This is a genomic window from Dehalococcoidia bacterium, from assembly GCA_035528575.1.
Taxonomy (GTDB): domain Bacteria; phylum Chloroflexota; class Dehalococcoidia; order E44-bin15; family E44-bin15; genus DATKYK01.
This window is the reverse complement of record DATKYK010000034.1, coordinates 80400-103365: the sequence shown is the minus strand read 5'-3', so window position 1 is coordinate 103365 and position 22966 is coordinate 80400. Positions and strand designations below refer to the sequence as shown.

The 22966-nt window shown below is 50.8% G+C and carries 21 protein-coding genes; 13 read left to right on the top strand and 8 right to left on the bottom strand.

What is annotated here, in order from left to right; genetic code table 11:
* Positions 1-4 precede the first annotated feature (4 nt).
* The 4 genes from VMX96_08695 to VMX96_08680 all read left to right on the top strand — a co-directional run bounded on the left by VMX96_08695 (position 5) and on the right by VMX96_08680 (position 3850).
* Positions 5-613 (top strand): hypothetical protein, encoded by a 609-nt coding sequence (locus VMX96_08695; protein HUU63975.1) that lies wholly within the window; start codon positions 5-7, stop codon positions 611-613.
* Positions 610-1596, top strand: coding sequence for a hypothetical protein (locus VMX96_08690; GenBank protein ID HUU63974.1), 987 nt, complete (start codon positions 610-612; stop codon positions 1594-1596). Before VMX96_08695 ends, VMX96_08690 begins: the two co-directional genes overlap by 4 nt.
* 6 nt (positions 1597-1602) lie before the next feature.
* Entirely contained in the window at positions 1603-2562 is a 960-nt protein-coding gene (locus VMX96_08685; protein ID HUU63973.1) for a PfkB family carbohydrate kinase, read from the top strand.
* Between the two features lie 391 nt (positions 2563-2953).
* Positions 2954-3850, top strand: coding sequence for a 3-hydroxyacyl-CoA dehydrogenase family protein (locus VMX96_08680; GenBank protein HUU63972.1), 897 nt, complete (start codon positions 2954-2956; stop codon positions 3848-3850).
* Positions 3851-3856: 6 nt separating this feature from the next.
* Here the strand turns inward: VMX96_08680 and VMX96_08675 are convergent, their stop codons facing one another.
* The 8 genes from VMX96_08675 to VMX96_08640 all read right to left on the bottom strand — a co-directional run bounded on the left by VMX96_08675 (position 3857) and on the right by VMX96_08640 (position 13488).
* Positions 3857-4630 carry an enoyl-CoA hydratase-related protein gene (locus tag VMX96_08675; protein HUU63971.1) on the bottom strand — a complete coding sequence of 258 codons (774 nt, stop codon included), beginning with the start codon at positions 4628-4630 and terminating at the stop codon, positions 3857-3859.
* Between the two features lie 18 nt (positions 4631-4648).
* Positions 4649-5260 carry an ATP-dependent Clp protease proteolytic subunit gene (locus tag VMX96_08670; protein ID HUU63970.1) on the bottom strand — a complete coding sequence of 204 codons (612 nt, stop codon included), beginning with the start codon at positions 5258-5260 and terminating at the stop codon, positions 4649-4651.
* A gap of 28 nt (positions 5261-5288) precedes the next feature.
* Positions 5289-6665 (bottom strand): trigger factor, encoded by a 1377-nt coding sequence (gene tig, locus VMX96_08665; GenBank protein HUU63969.1) that lies wholly within the window; start codon positions 6663-6665, stop codon positions 5289-5291.
* A 383-nt stretch (positions 6666-7048) separates the two neighbouring features.
* Positions 7049-8668 (bottom strand): peptide ABC transporter substrate-binding protein, encoded by a 1620-nt coding sequence (locus tag VMX96_08660; protein ID HUU63968.1) that lies wholly within the window; start codon positions 8666-8668, stop codon positions 7049-7051.
* Between the two features lies 1 nt (position 8669).
* Positions 8670-10430: an aspartate--tRNA ligase gene (aspS, locus tag VMX96_08655; protein HUU63967.1), complete on the bottom strand. Its 1761-nt coding sequence runs from the start codon at positions 10428-10430 to the stop codon at positions 8670-8672.
* A gap of 527 nt (positions 10431-10957) precedes the next feature.
* Positions 10958-11446 carry a DUF6391 domain-containing protein gene (locus VMX96_08650; GenBank protein ID HUU63966.1) on the bottom strand — a complete coding sequence of 163 codons (489 nt, stop codon included), beginning with the start codon at positions 11444-11446 and terminating at the stop codon, positions 10958-10960.
* A gap of 315 nt (positions 11447-11761) precedes the next feature.
* Positions 11762-12253, bottom strand: a complete 492-nt coding sequence (locus VMX96_08645; protein HUU63965.1) for a hypothetical protein — start codon at positions 12251-12253, stop codon at positions 11762-11764.
* Between the two features lie 425 nt (positions 12254-12678).
* Complete coding sequence (locus VMX96_08640; GenBank protein ID HUU63964.1) at positions 12679-13488, bottom strand: DUF368 domain-containing protein; 810 nt, start codon at positions 13486-13488, stop codon at positions 12679-12681.
* 461 nt (positions 13489-13949) lie between these two features.
* On the opposite strand from VMX96_08640, the gene VMX96_08635 reads away from it, so the two are divergent.
* The 9 genes from VMX96_08635 to VMX96_08595 all read left to right on the top strand — a co-directional run bounded on the left by VMX96_08635 (position 13950) and on the right by VMX96_08595 (position 22940).
* Positions 13950-14108, top strand: coding sequence for a hypothetical protein (locus tag VMX96_08635; GenBank protein HUU63963.1), 159 nt, complete (start codon positions 13950-13952; stop codon positions 14106-14108).
* Between the two features lie 168 nt (positions 14109-14276).
* Positions 14277-14402, top strand: coding sequence for a hypothetical protein (locus tag VMX96_08630; protein HUU63962.1), 126 nt, complete (start codon positions 14277-14279; stop codon positions 14400-14402).
* A 344-nt stretch (positions 14403-14746) separates the two neighbouring features.
* A complete protein-coding gene (locus VMX96_08625) occupies positions 14747-16327 on the top strand; it encodes a GspE/PulE family protein (GenBank protein ID HUU63961.1) in 1581 nt (526 codons plus the stop codon).
* Between the two features lie 94 nt (positions 16328-16421).
* Positions 16422-17630 carry a type II secretion system F family protein gene (locus tag VMX96_08620; GenBank protein ID HUU63960.1) on the top strand — a complete coding sequence of 403 codons (1209 nt, stop codon included), beginning with the start codon at positions 16422-16424 and terminating at the stop codon, positions 17628-17630.
* 9 nt (positions 17631-17639) lie between these two features.
* Positions 17640-19088 carry a prepilin-type N-terminal cleavage/methylation domain-containing protein gene (locus tag VMX96_08615; protein ID HUU63959.1) on the top strand — a complete coding sequence of 483 codons (1449 nt, stop codon included), beginning with the start codon at positions 17640-17642 and terminating at the stop codon, positions 19086-19088.
* Between the two features lie 39 nt (positions 19089-19127).
* A complete protein-coding gene (locus VMX96_08610; protein ID HUU63958.1) occupies positions 19128-19664 on the top strand; it encodes a prepilin-type N-terminal cleavage/methylation domain-containing protein in 537 nt (178 codons plus the stop codon).
* A 60-nt stretch (positions 19665-19724) separates the two neighbouring features.
* Positions 19725-21641 (top strand): hypothetical protein, encoded by a 1917-nt coding sequence (locus tag VMX96_08605; GenBank protein ID HUU63957.1) that lies wholly within the window; start codon positions 19725-19727, stop codon positions 21639-21641.
* 154 nt (positions 21642-21795) lie between these two features.
* Entirely contained in the window at positions 21796-22389 is a 594-nt protein-coding gene (locus VMX96_08600) for a PilN domain-containing protein (GenBank protein HUU63956.1), read from the top strand.
* Positions 22386-22940 (top strand): hypothetical protein, encoded by a 555-nt coding sequence (locus VMX96_08595; protein ID HUU63955.1) that lies wholly within the window; start codon positions 22386-22388, stop codon positions 22938-22940. Before VMX96_08600 ends, VMX96_08595 begins: the two co-directional genes overlap by 4 nt.
* The last annotated feature ends 26 nt before the right edge of the window (positions 22941-22966 follow it).

Here is a 22966-nt window from a genome sequence, read left to right as displayed (position 1 = left end):
TCTCATGACACTCGAAATCATTCTTGGAGTCCTTATACTCGCAGGCACACTTGCTGGCACTGGTTTAGGTTATTATTTATCAATGCGTGGAAAAAGGGAGGAATGGGCAAAGGAATATAGAGAGAAACGTATTTTGCCTCTTGTTGAGCACGTGAATAGACATATGCAGCTATGCTTCCAGCTGAGAATTAAAAAGGAAATTGAGAGGGATCTCGAAAAGCAGTGTGAAGAAAGCAAGAGTAAGGCGAGAAAATTGGATAGGAAATATAAGGAAAGCAACAATAAGGAACACTTGGAAAAGCTTATAAAGGCAAATGAACAACTACTACAACTTAATCAGAAATCATTGAAAGTGCTTGAGGAAATTCGTTCCTATTCATGGCAATTGAGCGAATTAATTCAGTCTGACGCATGGTTAGGACTTGCTGCAATTGGTGGCCTAGATGAAGAGCTAGAGAAGCTCACACTTGAGTTGCTCCAATCTTCTATTGATTTCACGGAGGAAGTCTCTATAAAACGTTTCAGTAATGGACTGGAGTTGGGCAGTCGGATACTCAGTAGAGCACATAAAGTTATAATTGAAGGGGGGAAGCCTACGAAGGTAAAGTTATGAACCTCATCTTCTTCGATATGGAAGGACCCCTATCGATTCAGGATAACGCCTATGAGCTGATGAGGCTCTTTCCAAATGGTGGGGACATCTTCGAGGTCATAAGCCGCTATGATGACCTCCTCGCCATGGAAGGCAGGGAGGGCTACGAACCGGGAGATACCCTGGCACTCATCGTTCCCTTCCTGCTCCATCACGGCATCGCAGAGGAGGATATCAGCGGGCTTGCCGAGGGTGCAGCTATCGTTGAGGGTGCCACGGAGCTTATCGCCGGCCTGAAGCACTGGCAGGTTTTCTGCATTAGCACCAGCTACGAGCAATACGCCAATCGCATCATGCAGCGGGTAGGCATAGCCACTGAGAAACTTGCCTGTACTCGATTTCCTATCGACCGCTATCGGAGCCTGGCGAGTGAAGAGGATCTCACCATGATGGCAGAGATAGAGCAAGAAATCCTAGCACTTAAAGCCGGCGATGATAAAAGGATTAAAAAACGCCTCGACCGCTTCTTCTGGGAGGAACTGCCTAAAACCAGCCTGGGCCTTGCCCTTGGCGAGGTGAAGCCGATGGGAGGAAAGAGGAAAGCGGCAGCGCTACGAAGATTTGCTAGGGCCCGCGGTCAATTCCCCGAGCAGGTGGTGGTTGTTGGAGACAGCATCACCGATGCCAGGATGCTGGAGACGGTAAATCGCGCCGGCGGTCTGGCCATCGCCTTCAATGCCAATGAGTATGCTCTGCCCTACGCCACTATGGGCCTCGCCTCGAGTAACATCGGTGACCTCAAGATCGCTCTCGATGCCTGGGAAGAAGGGGGGAAGGAGGCAGTGAGACAGGCTATTGAGCAGTGGGACAGAGAGAGGAGAGATCAAAAAGGGGGAGAAGGAGAATTTCTGTGGCTTGAGGGGATAGACGACCTTGAGAAGGCAATCCAGATTCACAAGAGGATTCGACGGATGGTTCGGCAGGAAGCGGGCAGGCTTGGCTAGGAGGAGATGGTGGCTATTGAGATAATCGGCTTTGGAGCGTTGAATATAGACCAAATATATAGTGTGACGCGTATCCTGAGCGATGGCGAGGCTCCAGTGACCGACTTTCACCTGTCACCCGGGGGCTCGGCAGCAAACACCCTTTACGGCCTGGCCAAGCTCGGGGTTGGCGGTGGATTCGTTGGCGTAATAGGCGATGATGAAGCGGGTAGGTTAATCCTGAAAGACTTCGGTAAAGTCGGCATTAATACCGGGCAGATCAGGGTAAAACAGGCAAAAACAGGCACCACACTGTGTCTCACCGATAAGCGAGGTCGGCGAGCCATATATGTATCCCCTGACGCCAACAGCCTGCTGGAGAGCGATGATATAGAGCTTGACTACATTAGGAAAGCCCAGATACTTCACCTCTCGTCCTTCGCCGGGGAAAGGCAACTGGAGATTCAAAAGCAACTGATGGAACGGATACCCCCGTCGGTTAAAGTAAGCTTCGCACCGGGTTCGATGTATGCTGCCCGCGGGCTGGCTGATTTATCCACGATAATAAAGAGCACTCATATTCTTTTCCTCAATCGTATGGAGATAGAGGAGCTAACCGGCGAGGAGTTCCAGAAAGGAGCCCAAAGCTGCTTAAGGCTAGGTTGTCAGATCGTGGCCGTCACCCTGGGTGAGGGAATGACAAGGAAAGTGAGCAACGCCGCCTGTTATATAGCGACCGGCGACCGGGAATACATAATAGAAGCCAAAAGAGTAAAACGAGTAGCGGGAGACACCACCGGTGCCGGCGATGCCTTCGCCGCCGGCTTTCTCTTCGGTATTATGAAGGGGAAAAACCTGGAGGAATGTGGTTACTTGGGGCATATTGTCGCCCAACTCTCTCTCGCCCGCCCAGGGGCAAGGGCCGGTCTTCCTTCGTTGCGCAGGCTAAGTCAAAGATACGGAAAGCTGCAGGGAAAGACACTATGAGTCTTGTGTGCTTTTTACCTACTCTCCGCCTGGAAATGGCGGGCAATCGCTCCTTCTCCAGCATCCTCGCTATGTTCTAGCGTCCAGATAGCAGGGTGACATTTGGGCTTTTAGATTTCAACTCTGTGGTGATTGCCATGAGAATATAGATGTGGGCATTCCCCTCGGGAACAGGGACTCTCCGACCCGGGCCGAAGGGTCGGCCTCATAGCGGAAATACATCAGGCAGGTAGGTTTTGAAAGGTAAGCGTGCATTAAAACCTCGCCAGACAGGATCAATGATTTAAGTCTGCTGTCACCAATTCACTGGACCGGTATACGATATTGCGGGCGCTGGTTCGAGGATATATAATGCACCATGGTCAGGCTATTATCGTAAGGAGGTACACTGTTGAAATTAGCGGAGATTAAAAACGTTGCGGTTATAGGCGGAGGGACGATGGGCTCTCAGATAGCGGAGCTTCTCTCAAATGTTGGAGGGTACCCTGTTGTGCTGTGGTCACGAAAGGACGAAACGGTGAAGAGAGGGCTTGACGCCATCGAAGAGAGGCTCAAGAAGTTCTTTGTGGACAAGGAGAAAATGACCCCGGCCCAGATGGAAGAGATATTGGGCAGGATTAGGGGAACAACCGACATCTCCGAGGCGGCAAGGAATGCGGACTTGGTGATAGAATCCGTGGCCGAGAATCTGGAAATTAAGCGGGAGGTCTTCAAGAAGCTGGATGAGAATGCCCCAACGGGCGCGATCCTTGCCTCGAACACCTCTCAGATGAACATAACGGAGATAGCCAGCGCCACCGCCAGGCCGGACAAGGTGCTGGGCATACATTTCTTCAACCCGGTGGGGGTGATGAAGATGGTGGAGGTGGTCAGGGGCACGCTTAGCTCCGATGAAACGGTGGAGCTGGGCTGCGCCCTGGTCAAGAAGCTGGGCAAGGAGTTCGTGGTGTGCAAGGACTTCAGCTATGGCTTCATCGCCAACAGGGCCTATCGGGCACTGAGGTGGGAGAGCCTGCAAATGGTCTGGGAGCGGGTCGCCTCTCCACAGGATATCGATAAGGCGCTAAAGCTGGGATTCAACCTGCCCATGGGACCCCTGGAGCTGGGGGATTTCAGCGGCGCGTGGGGCACCTACGCTGTTTCCGAGGAAGACGCCATACGGGAATTGGGCTCGGAGAAAGGTCAACTACACCCCCTTATTCGGACTATGGTGAGGGCGGGGTATACCGGCGGGCGGCATGGAAAAGGCATCTATGCTTTCTGGGAAGATATGATGTCGAAATGGTAAAAAACGCTATCTTCCCTTGAACTCCGGCTTCCTCTTTTCGGCAAAGGCTCTTGGACCCTCCTTAGCATCCTCAGTATCCAGCAGTGAATCCACCAGGCTTAGTTCCAGTTCCATACCTTCATCGAGGGTCATGCTGGCGCCCCTTATCATGGCCTCTTTGGCCGCCCTGACCGCCAGGGGGCCGTTCTGCGCAATCCTGCTGGCCAGTGCCTCCACCGCAGTCATGAGCTCGGAGGCAGGAACCACCTTATTGACCAGACCCAGGCGGTAGGCCTCGTTGGCATCGATGCGATCGCCGGTGAGCAGCATCTCGGCAGCCTTAGCCCGTGGTATCATCCGCGGCAGCCTCTGGGTACCCCCCCAGCCCGGGATCAGATTCCACTTGACCTCGGGAACGCTGAAGGTGGCATTTTCGGCGGCGATCCTCAGGTCACAGGCAAGAGCCAGTTCCAGCCCGCCCCCCATGGCAACGCCGTTGATGGCTGCGATAAAGGGTTTCCAGATATAGAGCCCCCGCTGGATGAGCGGTGGCCCGCTGCCTGGAGATGGCAATTTATCCTGCCCCGGAATAAGCTCCTTAAGATCGAAACCGGCGGAGAACGCCTTATCGCCAGCCCCAGTGATTATTGCTACCCAGGCTTCATCATCATCACGAAATCTTAACGTGACCTCGCTGAATGTCCTCATGGTGGCAAAATCAAATGCGTTCATTGCCTCGGGGCGATTTATGGTAAAGTAGGCAATATGTCCCTTCTTCTCATAGATTATTGTTTCTGCCAACCAACTCCTCCTTTTCGATTAACCCTTGGACTCTTTGGGCTCTTCCTTGGCCAGTATCTCGTCCACCAGCCCGTACTCCACCGCCTGCTCTGCGCTCAAATAGAAATCGCGGTCGGTGTCCTTGGCCACCCTATCATAAGACTGACCGGTATGCTTGGCGATAATGATGCGCAGCTTCTCCTGCATCCTTATAATCTCCTTGGCAGCAATAGCTATGTCTGCAGCCTGCCCTTGGGCACCACCCATCGGCTGATGCATGTGGATGGTGGCGTTGGGTAGTGTGTAGCGCTTTCCCTTAGCACCGGAACACAGTAAGAGGGTCCCCATGCTTGCCGCCAGGCCAACGCAAATGGTGGATACATCACAGCGGATGAGCTGCATGGTATCGTAGATGGCAAAACCAGAGTTGATTATCCCGCCAGGGCAGTGGATATAGAGGCTGACATCCTTCTCCGGGTCGTCCCGCTCCAGGTATAGAAGCTGGGCAATGATAAGGTTCGCTACTTGGTCAGTGATAGGCGTGCCCAGAAAGACTATCCGCTCCTTTAAGAGCAGCGAGTAAATATCCAGAGTGCGCTCCCCTCGAGCACTGGTCTCCGTAACAAAAGGTATTACCCCTTTTAACTCCATTTTCTTAACTCCTTTCTCTACTATGCCTTTACATAACTTCCGATTGGCCTGATATTAATTCGGGCTCTCCCGATGTGGCCTTATCGTCGCCCGAAGTAGCTGCAGCAATCCCCGGTATAGATTCCGCCCCACCCGAGGCGATCTCCACCAGCCGCTCAATCGTCTTCCTGCTAACCAGCATCCTCTCCAGTGACTGACGGGCTTCCGCAGACTGGAAAAGCTTCTTCAATGCCTCCCCCTGCTCCCCCGCGCCCATAACCATCTCCGCCACCTCTCCATCGATCTCCTCATCGCTTACTGCTATATCCTCCGCCTCTGCTACCTTGGAGATTACGATAGATCGCGCCACCTGACCGCTGGCCACGGGCCGCAATTCCTCCCTGAACTCATCCCTGCTCTTCTTGCTAATCCTGAGGTAGTCCTCCAGGCTCATCCTATTTTGACTCAGATCCCTTTCCTGCTCCGCTATAAACCGGTCAATCTCCTGCTCCACAAAAATCGGCGGGAATTCCACATGGGAACCCTCCACCACCGCATCGATGACCTTCTCCTCATGGCGCCTCCTGGCGCTCTGCTCAGCCACAAGCCGGATATTTTCGGTTACGCTATCGGTAAGCGCATCGAGGGTCTCGAAGCCCTGCCCAATGCTCCTGGCAAATTCATCGTTGAGCTCAGGGAGCTTCTTCTCCTTTATCTCGCTAACCCGTACCTTAAAGTAGCATTCCTTTCCGGAAAGCTCGCTCACCCCGTAATCAGAGGGAAGAGAAATACTGAACTCCATATCCTCCCCCCGCTCCACTCCCTCCAATTTTTCGGCAAACCCGGGGACGGGGAAGGGTAATCCCCCCTGCACCTGAAATTCAAGGTCTTTTCTATCCAGTAGAGGTTTCCCCTCCACACTACCCATAATATCGATAATCACCAGGTCGCCAAACTTAACAGGGCGCTCCACCGGCTCCCAGGGGGCTTGCCGGTAGCGAGTCTGCTCGATAACCCTGTTTACATCCTCCTCGGAGGAGGTAACAGTCTCCGGCGCGATGTCAAGCTCCCGATAGCTCCCCAGCTTCACAGTGGGACGTAACGGTACGATAGCTTTAAAGGTCACGGGGTCAGCCTTGGTAATCTCGATCTCAGGATGAGCGATAACATCGATCCCCTGCTCCTCGATAGCCCGGCTCAGCAGTTGCGGAACCAGCTTCTCCAGTGCACTCTCCAGGAGTGCCCCCCTGCCCACATAGTTCTCCAGCATATCCCGGGGCGCCTTCCCGCGGCGAAAACCGGGTACTTCGGCCCGCTTTACCAGGCGATGATAGGCCTGTTCCAGAGAGCGCTCTACCTCCTCAGGCTCCGCCTCCACCTCAAGCACCATCTGGCTATTTTCTGTTCGCTCTGCCTTAACCTTCACCGCATCCCATTATAACATGAAAAAGAGACCTATCCAAGAAGCCGTATTCGTCCTGTACATTATGATACATCGCACACGAATCTTTTAGCCTATCACTGCGAGGTTCTGATACAATCTCACACTCCTAAGACCTGCCCACCCCGAGACTCATTTCTGCCGTGACGCCCACAGATTGCATATACCCTTTCCATATGGAAACCTCTAATGAGCTTCCCTCCACAATCCTACCCAGTGAAATCCAGAGCGTGGAATGGACGTCTTATACAAACCTGACATAAGGTTGCCTGATCCCTCAAGCCGGGATATCGTGGTCGTCACAATGATAACCGATGCAAATTCCTGATCCCCGGTATAAACCCCATTCAGTGAACGAAATAAGAGGCTCAATCCTCTATCCACACACCCTTGAGCACGGGGATGACCATAGGTGCCGGGGAGAAGCCTTTTACCTCGGGCTTCACCAGGTAGTAGCTTTGCCCGAACCAGAGAGGAAGCCAGGGGGCATCATCAACGATGATCTGCTCTACATCCTGATATATTACCAGCCTGGCTTCGATCTCGCTTTCCACGCGCGCTATCTCAAGCAACTCGTCCACCTTGTGATTGCTATAGCCGGTATGGTTCTCCTGGCTTTCGCTGTAAAACAGGAGGTCCAGAAAATCTTCGGGGTCGGGGTAGTCTGCGATCCAGCCAATCTCAAACGCCTGAAACCTCCCTTCCCTCATATCATCGAGAAAGGTCTCCAACTCCATCACCTCGATCGCCACCTCAACCCCCAGGTTCTCCTGCCACATCCAGGCAATGGCAGAATCCACAGCGGACACCCCGGCACAACTGCCTGACACGGAGAGAACAATGGGCGGCAGGTCGTCATGGTAGCTCGACTCAGCGATAAGCTGCTGTGCCTTCGCCACATCATAGCTTAAGCCCTTCAGTTCCTCACTGTAGCCCGGCATGCCCGGAGGGAGGATGCCGCCAGCAGGCGATACGGCATCCTTTAGCAGTACCTGGGTAATCTTGTCCTTGTCCACAGCATGGCAGAATGCCTGACGCACCTTCTCATCATCGAAGGGGGGCACTGCATTGTTGAAGCCAATATAGGAAACGGAAAGCTCGGGGACGACAACCAGCTCCCGGTTCAGCGGGTTGGTGGGATCGAGCACCCTCTCGATGTTAGTTGTACCCACCTGAGTTATCTGGATCTCATCATTCTCGTACATCGTCATCGAGTTGCCGCGCAGGTGGAAGGTTGCCCTATCCAGCTTGACCTCACCACCATAAAAATCCTCGTTCCGCTCCAGGACGATGTGCCGTCCTGCCTGCCACTCCTCCAGCTTGAAGGGCCCGGTCCCATTGGGGTGCCGCCACCAGTCGTCCCCAGACGCCACATTCTCCTCATCCACCACAAAGGCAGTGGGGTTGGTCAGCTTGGCCAGAAAGTATGCCCTTGGGGCATCAATGGTGATTTCAAGGGTTTCTTCATCCACCACGCGGACCCCACTGACCTCGTCTACCTCGCCCCCCAACTTCTCCTTAACGCCCACTATATCGCCGAGGTAGGCCTCCACCACCGGAGAGCCGGTCTCGGGGTTAGCGGCACGTTCTATTGAATACTTGAAATCGCTGGCCGTAACCTCCCCGCCGTCATGGAATATCACCCCTTCGCGTAAGTTAAAGGTATAGGTCATGCCATCGGTGCTAATTTCGTAGCTCTCAGCGATATCCTCTACCACATTAAGGTTACTATCGAGGGTGACCAGACCGCTGAATATCTCCACGATGTAGCCTGCCGAGAAGGCATCGGCGCAAAGAGCAGGGTCCAGAGTAGATGGAGAGGAGCCAGAGAGGTTAAAACCATCGCTCTCAGGCAAAAAGCGGCAACTGAAGGCCATTAATAAAAAGGCCATCGCCACCAGGGCAATGGCAGTTCTCCTGCTTCGCTCTCTCCCCCTGCCTCCCCAAACCGTGTGAATAAAGCGGCTCACCCTCGGTTTAAAATTCACTTCAATCGAGCCTTAATCTGAGATGAAGCTCCCTGAGTTGCTCCTCCGATATCTCGGAGGGGGCATCGAACATAACGTCCACGGCGCTCTTGTTCTTGGGGAAAGGGATAACGTCCCTGATGCTCTCTGCACCAGCGAGTAGCATCACCACCCGATCAATGCCCGGTGCTATGCCACCATGGGGCGGGGCACCGTACTCAAAGGCCTCAAGGAGGTATCCGAACCGCTTTTTGACCTCCTCTTTGCCATAACCCAACAGATTGAAAACCTTCTCCTGAAGCTCGCGGTTATGTATCCTGATGCTGCCACTGGAAAGCTCGCACCCATTGCATACCAGGTCATAGTGTTTGGCGTGCACCCTCTCCGGTGCACTGTCGATAAGGGGAATATCCTCGTCCCTGGGTGCAGTGAACGGGTGATGCATCGGCTCCCACCTGCTACCCTCCCCCTTCTCTAGAAGGGGATAATCCAGTATATAGCAGAAGACAAGGAGGTTGGCATCCAAAAGCCCCAGGCGACGTGCCATCTCGCCACGAAGTGCCCCCAGCGACCCCTCAACCATTTGGGTCTCCCCTGCAACCAGTAGTAGGAGATCCCCCTCCTTCGCCTCGAAACACCTCGCCATCTCCCCTATCTGGTCGGCGGTAAGGTGCTTGCCCAGAACCGATTTCGCCTCTTGCTCCCCGATGGGGAGGGTAATAAGCCCCTTTGCCCCATAGGTGCGGACAAACTCCGCCAGCTCATCCAGTTGGCGGCGGGAGTAATGGGCGCAACCGGGGGCACATATCCCCCTCACCACTCCCCCTGCATCCAGGGCGGAGCGAAACACGGTGAACTCGGAGCCGGCAACGATGTCCGAGATACCCCTGATCTCCAGACCGTAGCGCAGATCAGGCTTATCCGTCCCATAGCGCTCCATGGTATCGCGGTAGCTAAGGCGTGGAAAGGGCTTTAAAACCCGCATGTCGGGGGTAATATTCTCTACCAGTGAGATAAAAAGCTCCTCCATGAGAACCAGGATGTCCTCCTCATCGATAAAGCTCATCTCCAGGTCGAGCTGGGTGAACTCCGGCTGGCGGTCGGCACGCAGGTCTTCATCGCGGAAGCAGCGGGCAACCTGGAAATATTTCTCGAAGCCGGCCACCATGAGCAGTTGCTTCAGCTGCTGTGGGGACTGGGGCAGGGCATAGAACCTGCCTGGGTGAACCCGGCTGGGCACCAGATAGTCCCGTGCCCCTTCAGGGGTGCTCTTGATCAGTATCGGGGTCTCGATCTCGATAAAGCCCCGCTCGTCCAGGAAATCGCGCATGAACTTGATAACCCGATGCCGCAACAGAATGTTCTGCTTCACCCTCGGGCGGCGCAGGTCGAGATAGCGGTAGCGGAGGCGGAGATTCTCTTCCACCTCTATATCCTCATTAATGTAAAATGGCGGTGTCTTTGACGGATTGAGGATCTGCACCTGCTGTACAAGGACCTCCACCTCCCCGGTGGTGATATTCGGATTCTCCGTTCCCGGCGGGCGCTTCGCCACATCGCCGGTGACCTGAATCACATACTCATTGCGCAACCCGGTAGCAACCCCGTGTCCCGCCCCCGATACCTCAGGATTGAATACCACCTGTACCAGGCCAGCACCGTCTCTCAGGTCAATAAACACCAGCCCGCCGTGATCCCGCCGCCGATGCACCCATCCTGCAAGGGTTACCCGCTCGCCGATATGCTCTACGGTCAGCTCGCCACAACTATGAGTCCTAAACATAAAATCCCTTTAAATATCATGTCGATTATAGCCTATGAAGCTATGCTTTTCAATGTAAAGTTCTCATCCGCCCCCGCGAGATCCCGACATTGTGGCGAGTATTAATGCGTCATTGCGAGGCACGAAGTAACATGGCAATCTCCAGGTTTGACAGGTGTATATTCAGCCATGCCATAATCACCGATTCACTAACTCCCCAATGTAACGCGGAGATTGCCATGCCCCGACTTGGCAGGCTCGCAATAACCGAATACATTCAGCCGTTACTAATTACCAATCACCATAAACCATAAAGCGTGAACAGTGCCCAAACTGGCATAAGAGTAGTATGGCGATACCATATATTAGGAGTGAGACTGCTGAAATAGTCTCACTCAACCCCCTAATCCCCCAATCTTGGGGGACTTTTTAAAGCTGGGGGACACCCCCAGACCCCCGGCAGGAAGTATCCTGCACCTCTTTTATAACGGTCTCGGAGTGATGAACTGGTGAAAGCAACAGCGGGCGGGCTAAGCCAGAGAGCAAGCCTACCGATGGGCCGTTTCTACCTTGTAGAGGATTCGTCTGCCTGAACCACGGCGGGTGATTCGCTTGATGGTAACATCGGGGAGGCTTGAACAGGTGGTAACATACTTCTGAGCGGCCCTGCCTGCGGGCTGGGCAATGATGATCGCCCCGACTGCCGCCATAATGGCCAGTGGCAGCCGATGCCCCCGGTTATTACTCCCCAACGCAAGAAGGCAAGCTACCGCCGCTATAATCCCTGCTAGTACAATGTTGGTCCCGCAGAGGGGAGAAACCGCAAGCTCTCGCTCACCCCCCTGCAAGCGGACCAGCCCCTCTGTGGCTGCCTCACGAACCGCTTTGCTGGGAAGATTCCCATAGATATAAAAGCCGTCAAAAGTGGTCATCCCCATTATCCTAATGCTTGAGTCAAGCTTCCTGGTCAACAGGGAGATAGTGGCATGCTCCAGGGCATGATTCTGACGCAGCACCGTAATTATATCGCTATTCATACCTCCCACCCGTGTATAATTATACCATACCAATATAACCCTGTAACCACTTCGTAGTCATCCAGTAAATTAATGACAGGTCACCGCTTGCCTATTGTGGGTATAATTCAGAGCTATAGCAACTTACATTATCACTCTGAACTTGTTTCGGAATCTCAAGATTAATACTGGGATGACTTAATTAAATGGCCCTGCGGCAAGCTCACCAATCACCCGATTTTTGGGCCTATTTGACTCTTTCTAGCAAGTATCCAGTGAGAGAATGGCTGAACAGATTCCCTTGACTCCTCGGTTCAGTGGACTTAGGGGGAAATGTCAGTCTGCTAGTATGCTACCCCTTATTATCCACTCTCCTTCCCATTCTGGACGATACTCCGGGTCATGTTTTTGCAAATACAACAGGTGCTCTCCTTCGGGAAAGGGGCTGGTAATAAACCGAAGCTCCCTATACAAATCCCAATCAGTGGGTTCTTCAAAACTGGGGCTGAGGGTTACATTAATCGTTATCCACGCCCGCTGAACTTCATGGCCATAAAGTATTTTTATATCCGGCTCTATCAGCTCATCGAGTATCTCAACTCTTTGTATATTGCCCACCACCAGATAAGCCACCTCCATAAACTGGACATCTCCTACAAATTGTTCAGCCTGGGAAAGGTCCCCTTCGTTTACCGCCTGATAAAAATCTTCCACTATCGCTGACGGTGCCACTCCACCACGCCACCATCCATCATTAGCACAGCTAACCATTCCTGCCAGACCAACCAGAAGCATTACCACAGATACAGCAACAAGACATCTCTTCATAATTTTGACCCCGTCGGACTGAAGCCCCACCGCTCTTCAGACAGAGCTATGCGAGCCGGCTATGGTACCACCATATTCTACCGAATAAACCTATCATTTTTCAAGACCGTGTTCTAATCGTGCTGTTCGCCAGCCATACCTCACCGCAGCCTGCATCCGCCAAACCCTCATCTATTAGCCTTTTTCATTCATACTGCTACCTTAGATAGGCACAGCTACCATAACGCTTACCATTGATTGTTCTGTTGCTAAAGTGGAAGATGTCGTTGGTGAAGGCCTTGGCACTGTATTATGGGTTACGGAGGGCGATACCACCACCATAACAGTATCCACAGGAGCTTCGCCTAGTCCAACTAGTTCTGTCTTATTTGCCACTTTAAAATTACATAAGGGTACTAATCCAAGCGAATCAGCTTAGAAACGTTCTATGATGCCGCAACGCGCTTTTTGAATTTTATTAAAATGAGAATAATGAGAAAACCAAGCAAGCCCGAAATAACAACATGCACTATAGAATCCATGGTACTAGCTATATTGTCATAAAGGAGCCGCAATGCACCCAGCATCAAACCAATTAGAAAAGATATGGTAATGGATTCATATTTTCGTAATATATAGTTTAATACTCTGGAGAAAGCGAGAATACCAATGAGAGCACCGAAAATAAATACGAATATCTCCAAGAACTGTAAATTCTTGAGAACATTGATCATATAATCATACATGCCCAAGAACAGCAGCATGAATGCACCTGAGATCCCGGGCAGGATCATAGCGCATATGGCTATCATACCTGAAAGAAAAATAACGGGTAATGAGTGCCCGATTTGTAGCGTGGCTAAACCGGCTAAAAAGAAGCCAGCTAAAAATCCAGCGATTGAGAAAATAATGATCTTAACGGATAAGCCTTCTATCTTCTCGTAAAGCAGAACCGGCGATGCGAGTATTAAACCAAAGAAGAAAGCGTAAGTTGAGGCTTCAAAGTTCTGCAGAAGGTAATCCAGTAAATTTGACATAAGGAATATTGCTAAACCAATACCTGCAAGAAGTGGGATGAACAATTGGAAATCGATGTCCCCGATACTTTTTTTTGCCCCCTCGAAATCACCCTTAACCAAACGAGAGATAAACCTCAGATTTATTCCGCTAATCGCATGAACCAGCCTCATATATATACCTGTGATCAGTGCAATTGTTCCACCGGAAACACCAGGAATAATATCGGCTATTCCCATAAACAGCCCTTTTAGGAATATGATTAGAGTTTCCTTCGCTCTCATGTTATTGCCACGAAAATAGATCGATAGTGTCTGTCATTCTGAGCCAGAGCCCTGAGTCGAAGCCCTGAGTGAAGCGAAGGGGCTGCGGAGGGGCGGTGAAGAATCTCAGTCTTATAACGGATTCAAGAGATTCTTCAGTCCCCCAATACATCGGGGTTCCTCACAATGACATATTGTCACGCCTCATACTCACCGGTATAGATACCGTTTTACCGGAAAATGAGGATGGTAATTCTTGGTATAGCCCGGCGAATATTAAAAGCCCTGAGCGCATTCACCGCCACATCCTACTGTTTTTTGATGAGCGGTGTCAATCACAACCAATCAAACCGAACATGCTGAAGCAATAGGCACCACCTATCTAGCGCCGTTCGTGGTGAGGCCCTTCGGCTAACTCAGGACAGGTCTATCGAACCATGGAGGATATTGGAGGTGACCCTAGTGAGGAGTGGATCTCCTGCGATGCTGAGATGGGTGCCTGGTACCTGGGTTATTACGGTCTGGACACATACAAGCCATATGTTATGACACATCAAGATGGGATATGCAACGATTGGGAGTTGTGTCACCAGTGATGTTTCCGAGCACCCGGGCAGGATATGGGTGAACCGACATCAAATTGAAATACAGGCAATACTACCACCGGCCATTGGGCTAGATGACAATCAGTTTTATCTGGATGGCATAGTCTTATAGTAGGGGACGGAGGTTAATTCCGAAATATGAGCTGAGGGGGCAGAGGAGTGGATGAATATATACTGGCATTGCGAGCCCCGAGGCCGACACTTCGGCCCAAGTCGGGGCGTGGCAATCCCCACGTTACATTGGGGAATTGGGGAATTGGTGATTATGGCATGGCTGATAGCTGAATGCTGTTGGCTATTTTTTCGTGCTTCTCGTAACAATTCTTTGACTGTATATCCAGCCTCCCTATGTAGCCTGGCTTAAACCTTCGTAAAGGTAACCAGGCCATATCTTAAACACCTTCGGTTAAACTTCAGATTCTCCTATACCTCAACTTTTTTACTTGTTTATACTTGACAAATATGTAAATATGTGGTATATTACTTATTGGAACTTAATATAAGTTAATATAAGATAAGTATATATATTACAGGATAACATCGTCGGTGCATAAGGAGATGCCAGGGGGTCAATAATAAAAACCTAAGCGTGGCACCAAAGCGGATGCCAGAGAAAGGGGATAATGGAGATGGTCAGAGATACTTTGGAGAAACCGCATAACCTAAAAGAGCGGCAAAAAGTGGTCAGCTTCCAGTTCAATGTGCCAACCATTGACCTGAAACAAATAGAGGTTCAGCCCGGGGCTCTGGCACTGATTCCTTTATCGTTGGCTCTGGAGTATAGTGTTCTGCCCATAACCCTGGAGAACGGTACCCTGACCATTGCAACGGAGTCCCCCGATGACCTTCAGCTCATCGATACCCTCGCCGTGCTCACCAATAAGAAGATAAAGGCGGCAATGCCCGTGGGGGGTAATCTTCGTGATGTCATAAACCACCACTACAAGACAACTAGCCTTACAGAGGGAACGCTCAAGGACATGATAGCCTCTATCGACAAGACCACGTTGACGGAGGAGGTTACCGACCTTGCGGAGGCAGCCTCTGATGCCCCTATAGTCAGAGCGGTGGAATGGATGCTGAGCGAGGCGGTGAAGGAAAGAGCATCGGATATCCACATCGTGCCCGAAGAGCATGTTCTCAAAATCCGCTACCGGATCGATGGCGTCTTGCGTGATTCCGCTACCTTACCTATATCGATCCATTCGGCGATACTCACCAGAATCAAGGTGATGGCTGATATGAATATCGCGGAACGCAGGCGCCCACTGGACGGCTCGTTCACTGATACCCTAAATGGCAAAGAGATAGATTTTCGCGTTGCCACCATAGGCACCAGTTGGGGGGAATCAGCGGTGCTGCGCGTTCTGGACAAGTCCTTCAACCTCTTCGAGCTGGAGCAGATAGGGATGCCAGAATATCTCAGGGGGACTTATGAAGCAGCCCTCGCCTCCCCTTTTGGCATGATTATAATGAGCGGACCAACCGGCTCAGGGAAGACCACCACACTATATGGCTCTTTATTAAAGCTGAATGTCAAAGAGTTTAATATCATGAGCATTGAGGATCCCATCGAGTATAAGTTTGAAGGGGTTCGCCAGATTCAGGTTAATCATGCCGCTGCGATCACCTTTGCCAGCGGGTTGCGGGCCTGTATGCGGATGGACCCGGATGTCATCCTGGTGGGAGAGATCCGTGACAAGGAGACGGCACAGACGGCTATAACCGCCGCCCTGACCGGTCACCTGGTGCTGAGCTCGATCCACGCCAACGATGCTGTGGGAGCACTGATTCGCCTGATTGACCTGGGGGTGGAGCCCTTCCTGGTTACCTCCGGGGTGATTGCTACCGCTTCACAGCGCCTGGTGAGGAGGATCTGCCCCCACTGTGCCGAGCTTAAGCAGGCGCCCCCAGGCGACATAGAGGCTTACAAGCGAGTAACCGGAGAGGAAAAAAACGAGTTCTACTACGGCGCCGGCTGCAATCAGTGCTCCTCTACCGGCTATCACGGTCGGATCGGTGTGTTTGAGCTATTGCCGGTGACCGATTCAATAAAGAGCCTGGTCACAAAGCAGGCAGGTATCACCGAGCTAAAGGCACAGGCGCAGAAAAACGGGATGCTCCCCATGAGCTATCACGGCATGAGCCTAGTCAAGGAAGGGGTGACCACCCCGAGCGAAGTGACACGCAATGTCTTTACCATCGGCTGAGCCATAAGCGAATGCCATGATACGGAGGAAGGCACTACAACGACTGGTTCGTTTAGATAGAAGTAAGCTCTGAAAGAGCGAGGAGTAAGGAACGATGCAGTACACATACGTTGCTTATAAACCCAGCGGTGAAATGGTCAAGGGCACTGTGGAGGCCGATTCGGAACAAAGGGCAGAGGAGAAACTGTGGAAATCTGAGATGACCATTATCACCCTGAAGGAGAAGAAAGCCAGCGCTTCACTTAAGGAACAGTTGCCCAGCATGTTCGGAGTGAAGCGCCCGGACATTATCAATTTCAGCCGCGATTTGAACGCTCTGCTTGGCTCTGGCATCGGCATCTACCCCGCGTTGACGATGCTCTATGATCGAGCTATAAAGTCCAGCTTTAAGAACCTGATCCGTGAGCTTCTGTTATCCGTGGAGACAGGGGGGAAATTCTCCGATGCCTGCGCCGAGCACCCTGGCATATTCTCCCCCTTCTATATTCGCATGATGAAGGTGGGTGAGGAGGTAGGAAACCTGGAGAATATGCTTGATCAGGTCACCGTTCAGATGATAAAAGAGGATGAAATCAAGAAGAAGGTCAAGGGGGCCATGACCTATCCCGCTATTGTGCTTATTGTTGCTATCGGCGCTATCATTGCCCTGATCACCTTCGTCGTCCCCGCAATGAGCGGGCTTTTCGACCAGTTTGGAGGGGAGCTCCCCTTTACCACCAGGATGATGGTGTCTCTATCCGACTTCTTTAACGGCAACAAACTGATTCTATTCGCGAGCGCAGTTTTGCTGATCGGCGGCAGCATCATGTATTTCAGGACGCCGCGGGGGAAGAGGACCAAGGACACAATAGTGCTGAAGATCCCGGTAGTAAGTCGGGTGGTCATCATGGGGTACATGGCCAGAACCGCCAGGAACATGGCTCTTCTAATCAGTGGCGGCGTCACCATAACCGACATACTGGACCTGATAGTCGAAACCAGCGAGAATGTCCACTTTAAAAAGGCATTCGCCACGATTCATAGCGATGTCAGCAAGGGGCAATTACTTTCCCAGGCGATGAAGAACCAACCCCTGGTTCCGGCGATGATGTATCAGGTGATAGGAGTAGGCGAGCTAACCGGCAGGCTGGAACCCAATCTGGAATCGGCGGCCGATTTCTATGCGCGGGAGACGGATTCAGCGGTATCCAGGGCAACGGGTATGCTGACGCCGGTAATGACCATCGGGCTGGGAGGCATGGTCGCGCTTATCGCCCTTTCGGTGTATCAGCCGATATACGGTATCGCCGGGCAGATCCAGTAGGTGACCGGTATGAAAAAGAGAGGGTACAGTTTAATCGAGGTGCTAATCGCCATAGCTATAATAAGCATGGTGGTTGTTACATTCATGCAGGCGCTCGGTGTGGGTATTATGGGCACCCACCGGGTGGATACTGGCACTACAGCACTAAATTTAGCTCGCTCCCAAATGGAGTATGTCAAATCGCAGGATTATATAGTGTATAACACTTCGTGCAATCCTATCTATGGGATACCGTACATGACAATCGGGGAAACACCCTCAGGCTTTAGTGTAAATACTACAGTTTGTAAAGTCCAGGATGTGGATGTAGATATATTGCAGCATATAGCAGTTACGGCGACCTCTCAAGATGGAATCACTTCTGTGGAACTGGAGGGCTACAAAACAAATAGTGGGGCGCTACCTACTTTACGTGACCTTCCCTTTGTGGAAACTACTGACATATACGTCCCCGTTTTACCGGGAACCGATGCTAATGACGCCTCGCGAGATGGCACTTGTTACGATGGCAGGTTTTTATTGTTTTATGGATATCCCTATGTATTGGAGGTAACCAGACCAGGTGCGCTCGCTGTTACCTGGTTCATCGACGAAAATGAGTCATATGGAAGTGGGAACCAAATAGATCTATACCTTTATCGTAACGCCGATTTTCCCAACGGAGATGGTCGCCCTGACGGCCCCTTCTTCAGTGAGGATTACGATTATAGCTGGGATACAACCTTTTACAATGAGGAGCTGGATTATGGCTCCGATACTACTTGCGCGGAAGGTTCCGTCCCGCCTTCTAAGTGTGCCGATTGTACCAATGGTAAAAATTGGGATGATAATACTGATGAGGATTACCCCCGTGTAGTGTTAATGGATGATCCCCACTGTTATACGCAGGATGCTCGGTACTGTCATGATGAGGAAGTGCCAGGGTGGAGCACACCGTGGTTTTGTTGTAGTGAAAACCCGGGGGAGATAACCCCTGCTCCGGCAGAGCCAGGCTGGATCGCTCACGATGAGGTGCTATGGCCAGACCCCAACACCGGGAATGTCCTCACCACGGTACTGACGAGAGAAATAGGCACACTCAGTGGCACCGTGACATTCACGCTTGACAGCAAGGAGATTGCAGGCTCCGGCACCTCATTTACCACAGAACTAGAGGCGGGAAACTTAATAAAAAAGTCCAACGGACAAGAGTGGTACACGGTTGATTATATAACGTCGGATACCCTTATGTATCTGACTACACCTTCAAATAATAATGGCACGGATAGTCCCAATGCTACAATCTACGGAATTGAGATTATTCCTGCAGGGTGGTATACCATATTCTTCTATAATTCTAATCCTATTCATAATAATGGGGACTGTTTCTATGGGGCTCCGCAGTATTGTACAAATCCAAGGGTTTTCACGGTAGCGACCGAGTGGGCATCGTTTAGCTTCTATAGTGAGGCTCCGTAAGCACTATCTCTTTAATTTTAAAAGCAAGGCGAGATTGAATTGCTAAGAAAAAATCGAGGGTTCAATTTAATAGAGGTGCTTATTGCAATGGCAATCTCTGGACTGATGTTGCCTGCAATAGGAGGAGCCTTTTATATGCTTATGACAATACCCGATAACGAGAGAACTGAGCTTACTGCCACAAATGAGGTGCGCAGTGCGGCTGACTGGATCACCTGGGACGCAATGAGAGCAGCATACTTTACATACGGTGACGAACCGGTTTACTGTACCTTTTCCTGGGAGGACCGCACCGGGGCGATAATTTATTTCTATGAAGTAGACTACCGCTGGGACATTGGCAAACTGATCCGTGAGGAGACTGTAGAGCGCTGGGAAAATGAACAGTGGTTACTTGATTCCCAATATGGGATCGCCATAGCTCAAAATATAGAAAGCTATAGCGATGTTACATTTAACTCATCTGTGGGTGGGTATTCACATCTGGAGGTCCATATAAATTCAAATGTTGCCGATCAATCAAAGGAGCTAGAAATCTACGTAAATTCAAGAATCGTCTATATGGAAGATGAATAGTTAAATGTTTACCTAAGGATTATATAAGGTTATGGCAATATTTTACAAGGATTTATGAAAATGAGAAGAGAAAGAGGACACATCCTGCTAATGGCCCTGGCACTACTATTTATAGGGTCTATAGTAATTGGACCGCTGCTCGCCTATCTCGACATCAGCCTAGGTCTTACCGGAAAGGACGTCCGTGATACTGATGCCTACTATGCCGCAGAGGCAGGAGTTGACGCTGTCATAGCAGACATAATTGAGGGATATAATCTGTTTTCCGATGATTACCCGCCAGCCGACTCCCTGGTCGAGGGTGATGCTGGTTACTATTCATTAAAGGAGAGCGTTCGTGGATATCCAGTCGATATAGCAATTACTACTCCAGAAAATCCCATGAATATAGAGATGAAAACCTGGGACTACGTGGGCGTTGAAAACCCCTGCAATGATAACTGCGCATTCGACTGCGACGTTGATAATTGGGATCAGTCTCCAACAGGCTATAACCTTAACGCTAAGTATGAGGCCTCAGATCAAGACTATATAGATATATCTACGAGCAACGATGCAAGGTGGCGTACGCTCAACCCGGGCTATGGTGATGAGGTATTCCTGTGGCTTGACCAGACTATCGCTCAGGAGGGGCAGCAGATAACGAATATTGACCTGGTATTTGAAGGGAATTCCGCTGGCATTACTGCCACCTTCAGGATATGGGCATATAATGACGCCGCGTCTACCTGGGAATCGGTAGGATCCGATATGAGCATCCCAGGGGACTCGGACTCCACTATGACCCGCTCGATAACAACCGACTGCGACGACTATATATCAGCGAATGGGATGCTAACCTGGGGCGTGTCTTCGAGTTATACCTATCATTGGATGGAGGTTGACTATGTCAAACTTGTAGTTACCTATGGACCACCTGACCTTTTTCTTGACCCCGGCGTTATATTTAACATGCAAGACATATCTCCAGGCGAAGAGAGAAGTTGGAGCTTTGAATTCGATCTTCCTACGGGAATTGGAGGGCTGGCTGTAGACATTAACTGGGTCCTATTCCCAAATCCCCCTTCTGGAAGTTGTGATTGGGAGCTATCGCTTAAGAAAGATGGCATTCTCGTTGATCCTCCAGGGGAAGTATCTGGCACTGGCAGTCACGCCGTTTTGGAGGCCTCCGATCTCGGTGGTGGCAGTTATACTGCTAATTTTTGGGTTAAAAATAATGATTTAAGTAGGTATTTATATTCCATGCCCTTTTCTAGCAGTCATGCCGGTAACTCCGGTTATACATGGCTAAGGATATCACCAGGTTATCAGGAGTATATAATTACAGCTTTGTCAAAAGATAGCGACGGTACAGAGAATACCAAGATAACATGCTATATCATTCAGAGCCCGGGCGCCTCGGGATGGTGGAAGAAGCAAGCCATAGAGATAATATCCTGGCGGATTGATGAATATGATGGCGGCGAACCAATACCTACGCCTACACTGACGCCTACACTGACGCCAACGCCTACACCTACGCCTACACCGCATGAAGAGATTGCTTTCTCCGATGACTTTGAAAGCGATTTGAGCCAATGGGATGATAATGGCACTACCCAGTGGACGATTCAAAGTGGCCATGTACACGATGGCTCCTACAGCGCTGAGTGCGATAATTACGCTAATGGCTACCTGACATCGGACAATATAGACCTCTCGGATGCTATAGCGGCCGACCTCGATTTCTGGTTCAATAAGCAGTACCTCAACAATAATGAATTCGAGCTATACTTCTACGACGGTAGTTCCTATAACTTCATAGCTTCGCTAGATGCCCAAGGTAGTGATAGCACCTGGCTAAACTGGGACAATGTGCCCATCGACCTCGGTACCTACGGCATCTCCAATTTCAGGATAAGGTTTTATGGTTTATCTAACAGCGGCTTGGACTATGCAACGGTAGACGAACTGGTTTTAACCAAAACAGTGCCTTAATATTAATCCTGAGGAAGAATGAAGGGGATAAATAGCAGTGACGGGGAAAATCAGGCGAACGGTTTCGTATCACTAATATACGGTATAATTATAAAAGGTTGACTTTTGGTAACTGTCGTGGTACACTCCACCAACATATCTCGAAGGCAAATTGATGACATCCGAGCAGCTACCTGAGCGACGCCCCGCAAAGATAGACCTGGATCTACTTCCCCCCGAGTATAAGCCCCCCAAAACTTTAAGACTGAACTTCATACTGGTGCTGGTAGCTATCGTGCTGGCCGGCTTGATAGTGCCCTTCGTTATACTGGAGATGGATGCCTCTTCCGGGATAGACTCCCTTGAAGACAAGCTCAGCCTGCGCAACGCGGAGCTGAGCGAGCTATACGGCAAACAAGCAGAGGCTGTAGCGCTAGAAGCCCAGATCGATGCCGCCGATAACAAGCTGAACAGCATGGAACAGGATTACCAGACCTTCCGCGAGGACCTGGTATTGTGGTCTGAGATAATCGATGAGATCGATGACCTTCTCCCCGGCGCGATTACCCTGAGCAGCATTGCACAGTCAGGGTTCGAAATAACGCTCGTTGGCAGCACTGTAGATATTAAAACCGTTAATAATTATCGCCAGGAGCTGGAGGAGAGCGATTATTTTTCAAGTGCAGCGATTAAAGCAGTGACTTGTCCCGGTATAACAGACTGCGAATTTACCCTTGATATACAGTTGAGTGGGGCAGAAGACCTATGAAGACGCCTGATATTCTAAAGAAGATACCGCGACTTCAGCTCATTCTCGTTCCGGTTATCATAGCCCTCATAGTGGTGAACGTATTTGTTGTTATGGGATATTTCAGTACGTTAAGCACAAAGGCAGACCTGGAGAAAAATATCGAGCAGAAAGAGGCAGCTATTGCCAGCATGGAGGGCCGCTACAACATCGGGGAGCTGCAAAGGCAGCTAGCCGAGGCGGAGCGCAAACTTGCAGAGGAGTCGCCCTTCCCCGATGAGATCGACAACACAGAGATTATAGAGCTACTCATTAGAACAGAGCAAGAGGCCGGGCTCGTTGTCCCATACATTGAAACTGCCGACAGTTCGACAACTATCGGGGGGAACACTTATAGTGCTAAGATCCAACCCATTTCCATATGTGAAGCTGGGCAGCCGCTTTCAAAGCTAATCGACTTCCTGGAGATTCTGGAGAACGAGCAGTACGACACCCTCAAGAACGATAATATAGAGCTTACAGGCCCCGACGTATGGTCAGTTAATTTCAATATAATTATCGTATACCAATAGAATTAACTATTCAGTTTGTCCGGGAG

Coding starts and splice junctions, on each gene's coding strand:
- VMX96_08635 (HUU63963.1), top strand. CDS start 13,950: ATGGAGGATATTGGAGGTGACCCTAGTGAGGAGTGGATCTCCTGCGAT.
- VMX96_08620 (HUU63960.1), top strand. CDS start 16,422: ATGCAGTACACATACGTTGCTTATAAACCCAGCGGTGAAATGGTCAAG.
- VMX96_08625 (HUU63961.1), top strand. CDS start 14,747: ATGGTCAGAGATACTTTGGAGAAACCGCATAACCTAAAAGAGCGGCAA.
- VMX96_08640 (HUU63964.1), bottom strand. CDS start 13,488: ATGGGAATAGCCGATATTATTCCTGGTGTTTCCGGTGGAACAATTGCA.
- VMX96_08615 (HUU63959.1), top strand. CDS start 17,640: ATGAAAAAGAGAGGGTACAGTTTAATCGAGGTGCTAATCGCCATAGCT.
- VMX96_08690 (HUU63974.1), top strand. CDS start 610: ATGAACCTCATCTTCTTCGATATGGAAGGACCCCTATCGATTCAGGAT.
- VMX96_08670 (HUU63970.1), bottom strand. CDS start 5,260: ATGGAGTTAAAAGGGGTAATACCTTTTGTTACGGAGACCAGTGCTCGA.
- VMX96_08685 (HUU63973.1), top strand. CDS start 1,603: ATGGTGGCTATTGAGATAATCGGCTTTGGAGCGTTGAATATAGACCAA.
- VMX96_08645 (HUU63965.1), bottom strand. CDS start 12,253: ATGAAGAGATGTCTTGTTGCTGTATCTGTGGTAATGCTTCTGGTTGGT.
- VMX96_08695 (HUU63975.1), top strand. CDS start 5: ATGACACTCGAAATCATTCTTGGAGTCCTTATACTCGCAGGCACACTT.
- VMX96_08605 (HUU63957.1), top strand. CDS start 19,725: ATGAGAAGAGAAAGAGGACACATCCTGCTAATGGCCCTGGCACTACTA.
- VMX96_08595 (HUU63955.1), top strand. CDS start 22,386: ATGAAGACGCCTGATATTCTAAAGAAGATACCGCGACTTCAGCTCATT.
- aspS (HUU63967.1), bottom strand. CDS start 10,430: ATGTTTAGGACTCATAGTTGTGGCGAGCTGACCGTAGAGCATATCGGC.
- VMX96_08650 (HUU63966.1), bottom strand. CDS start 11,446: ATGAATAGCGATATAATTACGGTGCTGCGTCAGAATCATGCCCTGGAG.
- VMX96_08600 (HUU63956.1), top strand. CDS start 21,796: ATGACATCCGAGCAGCTACCTGAGCGACGCCCCGCAAAGATAGACCTG.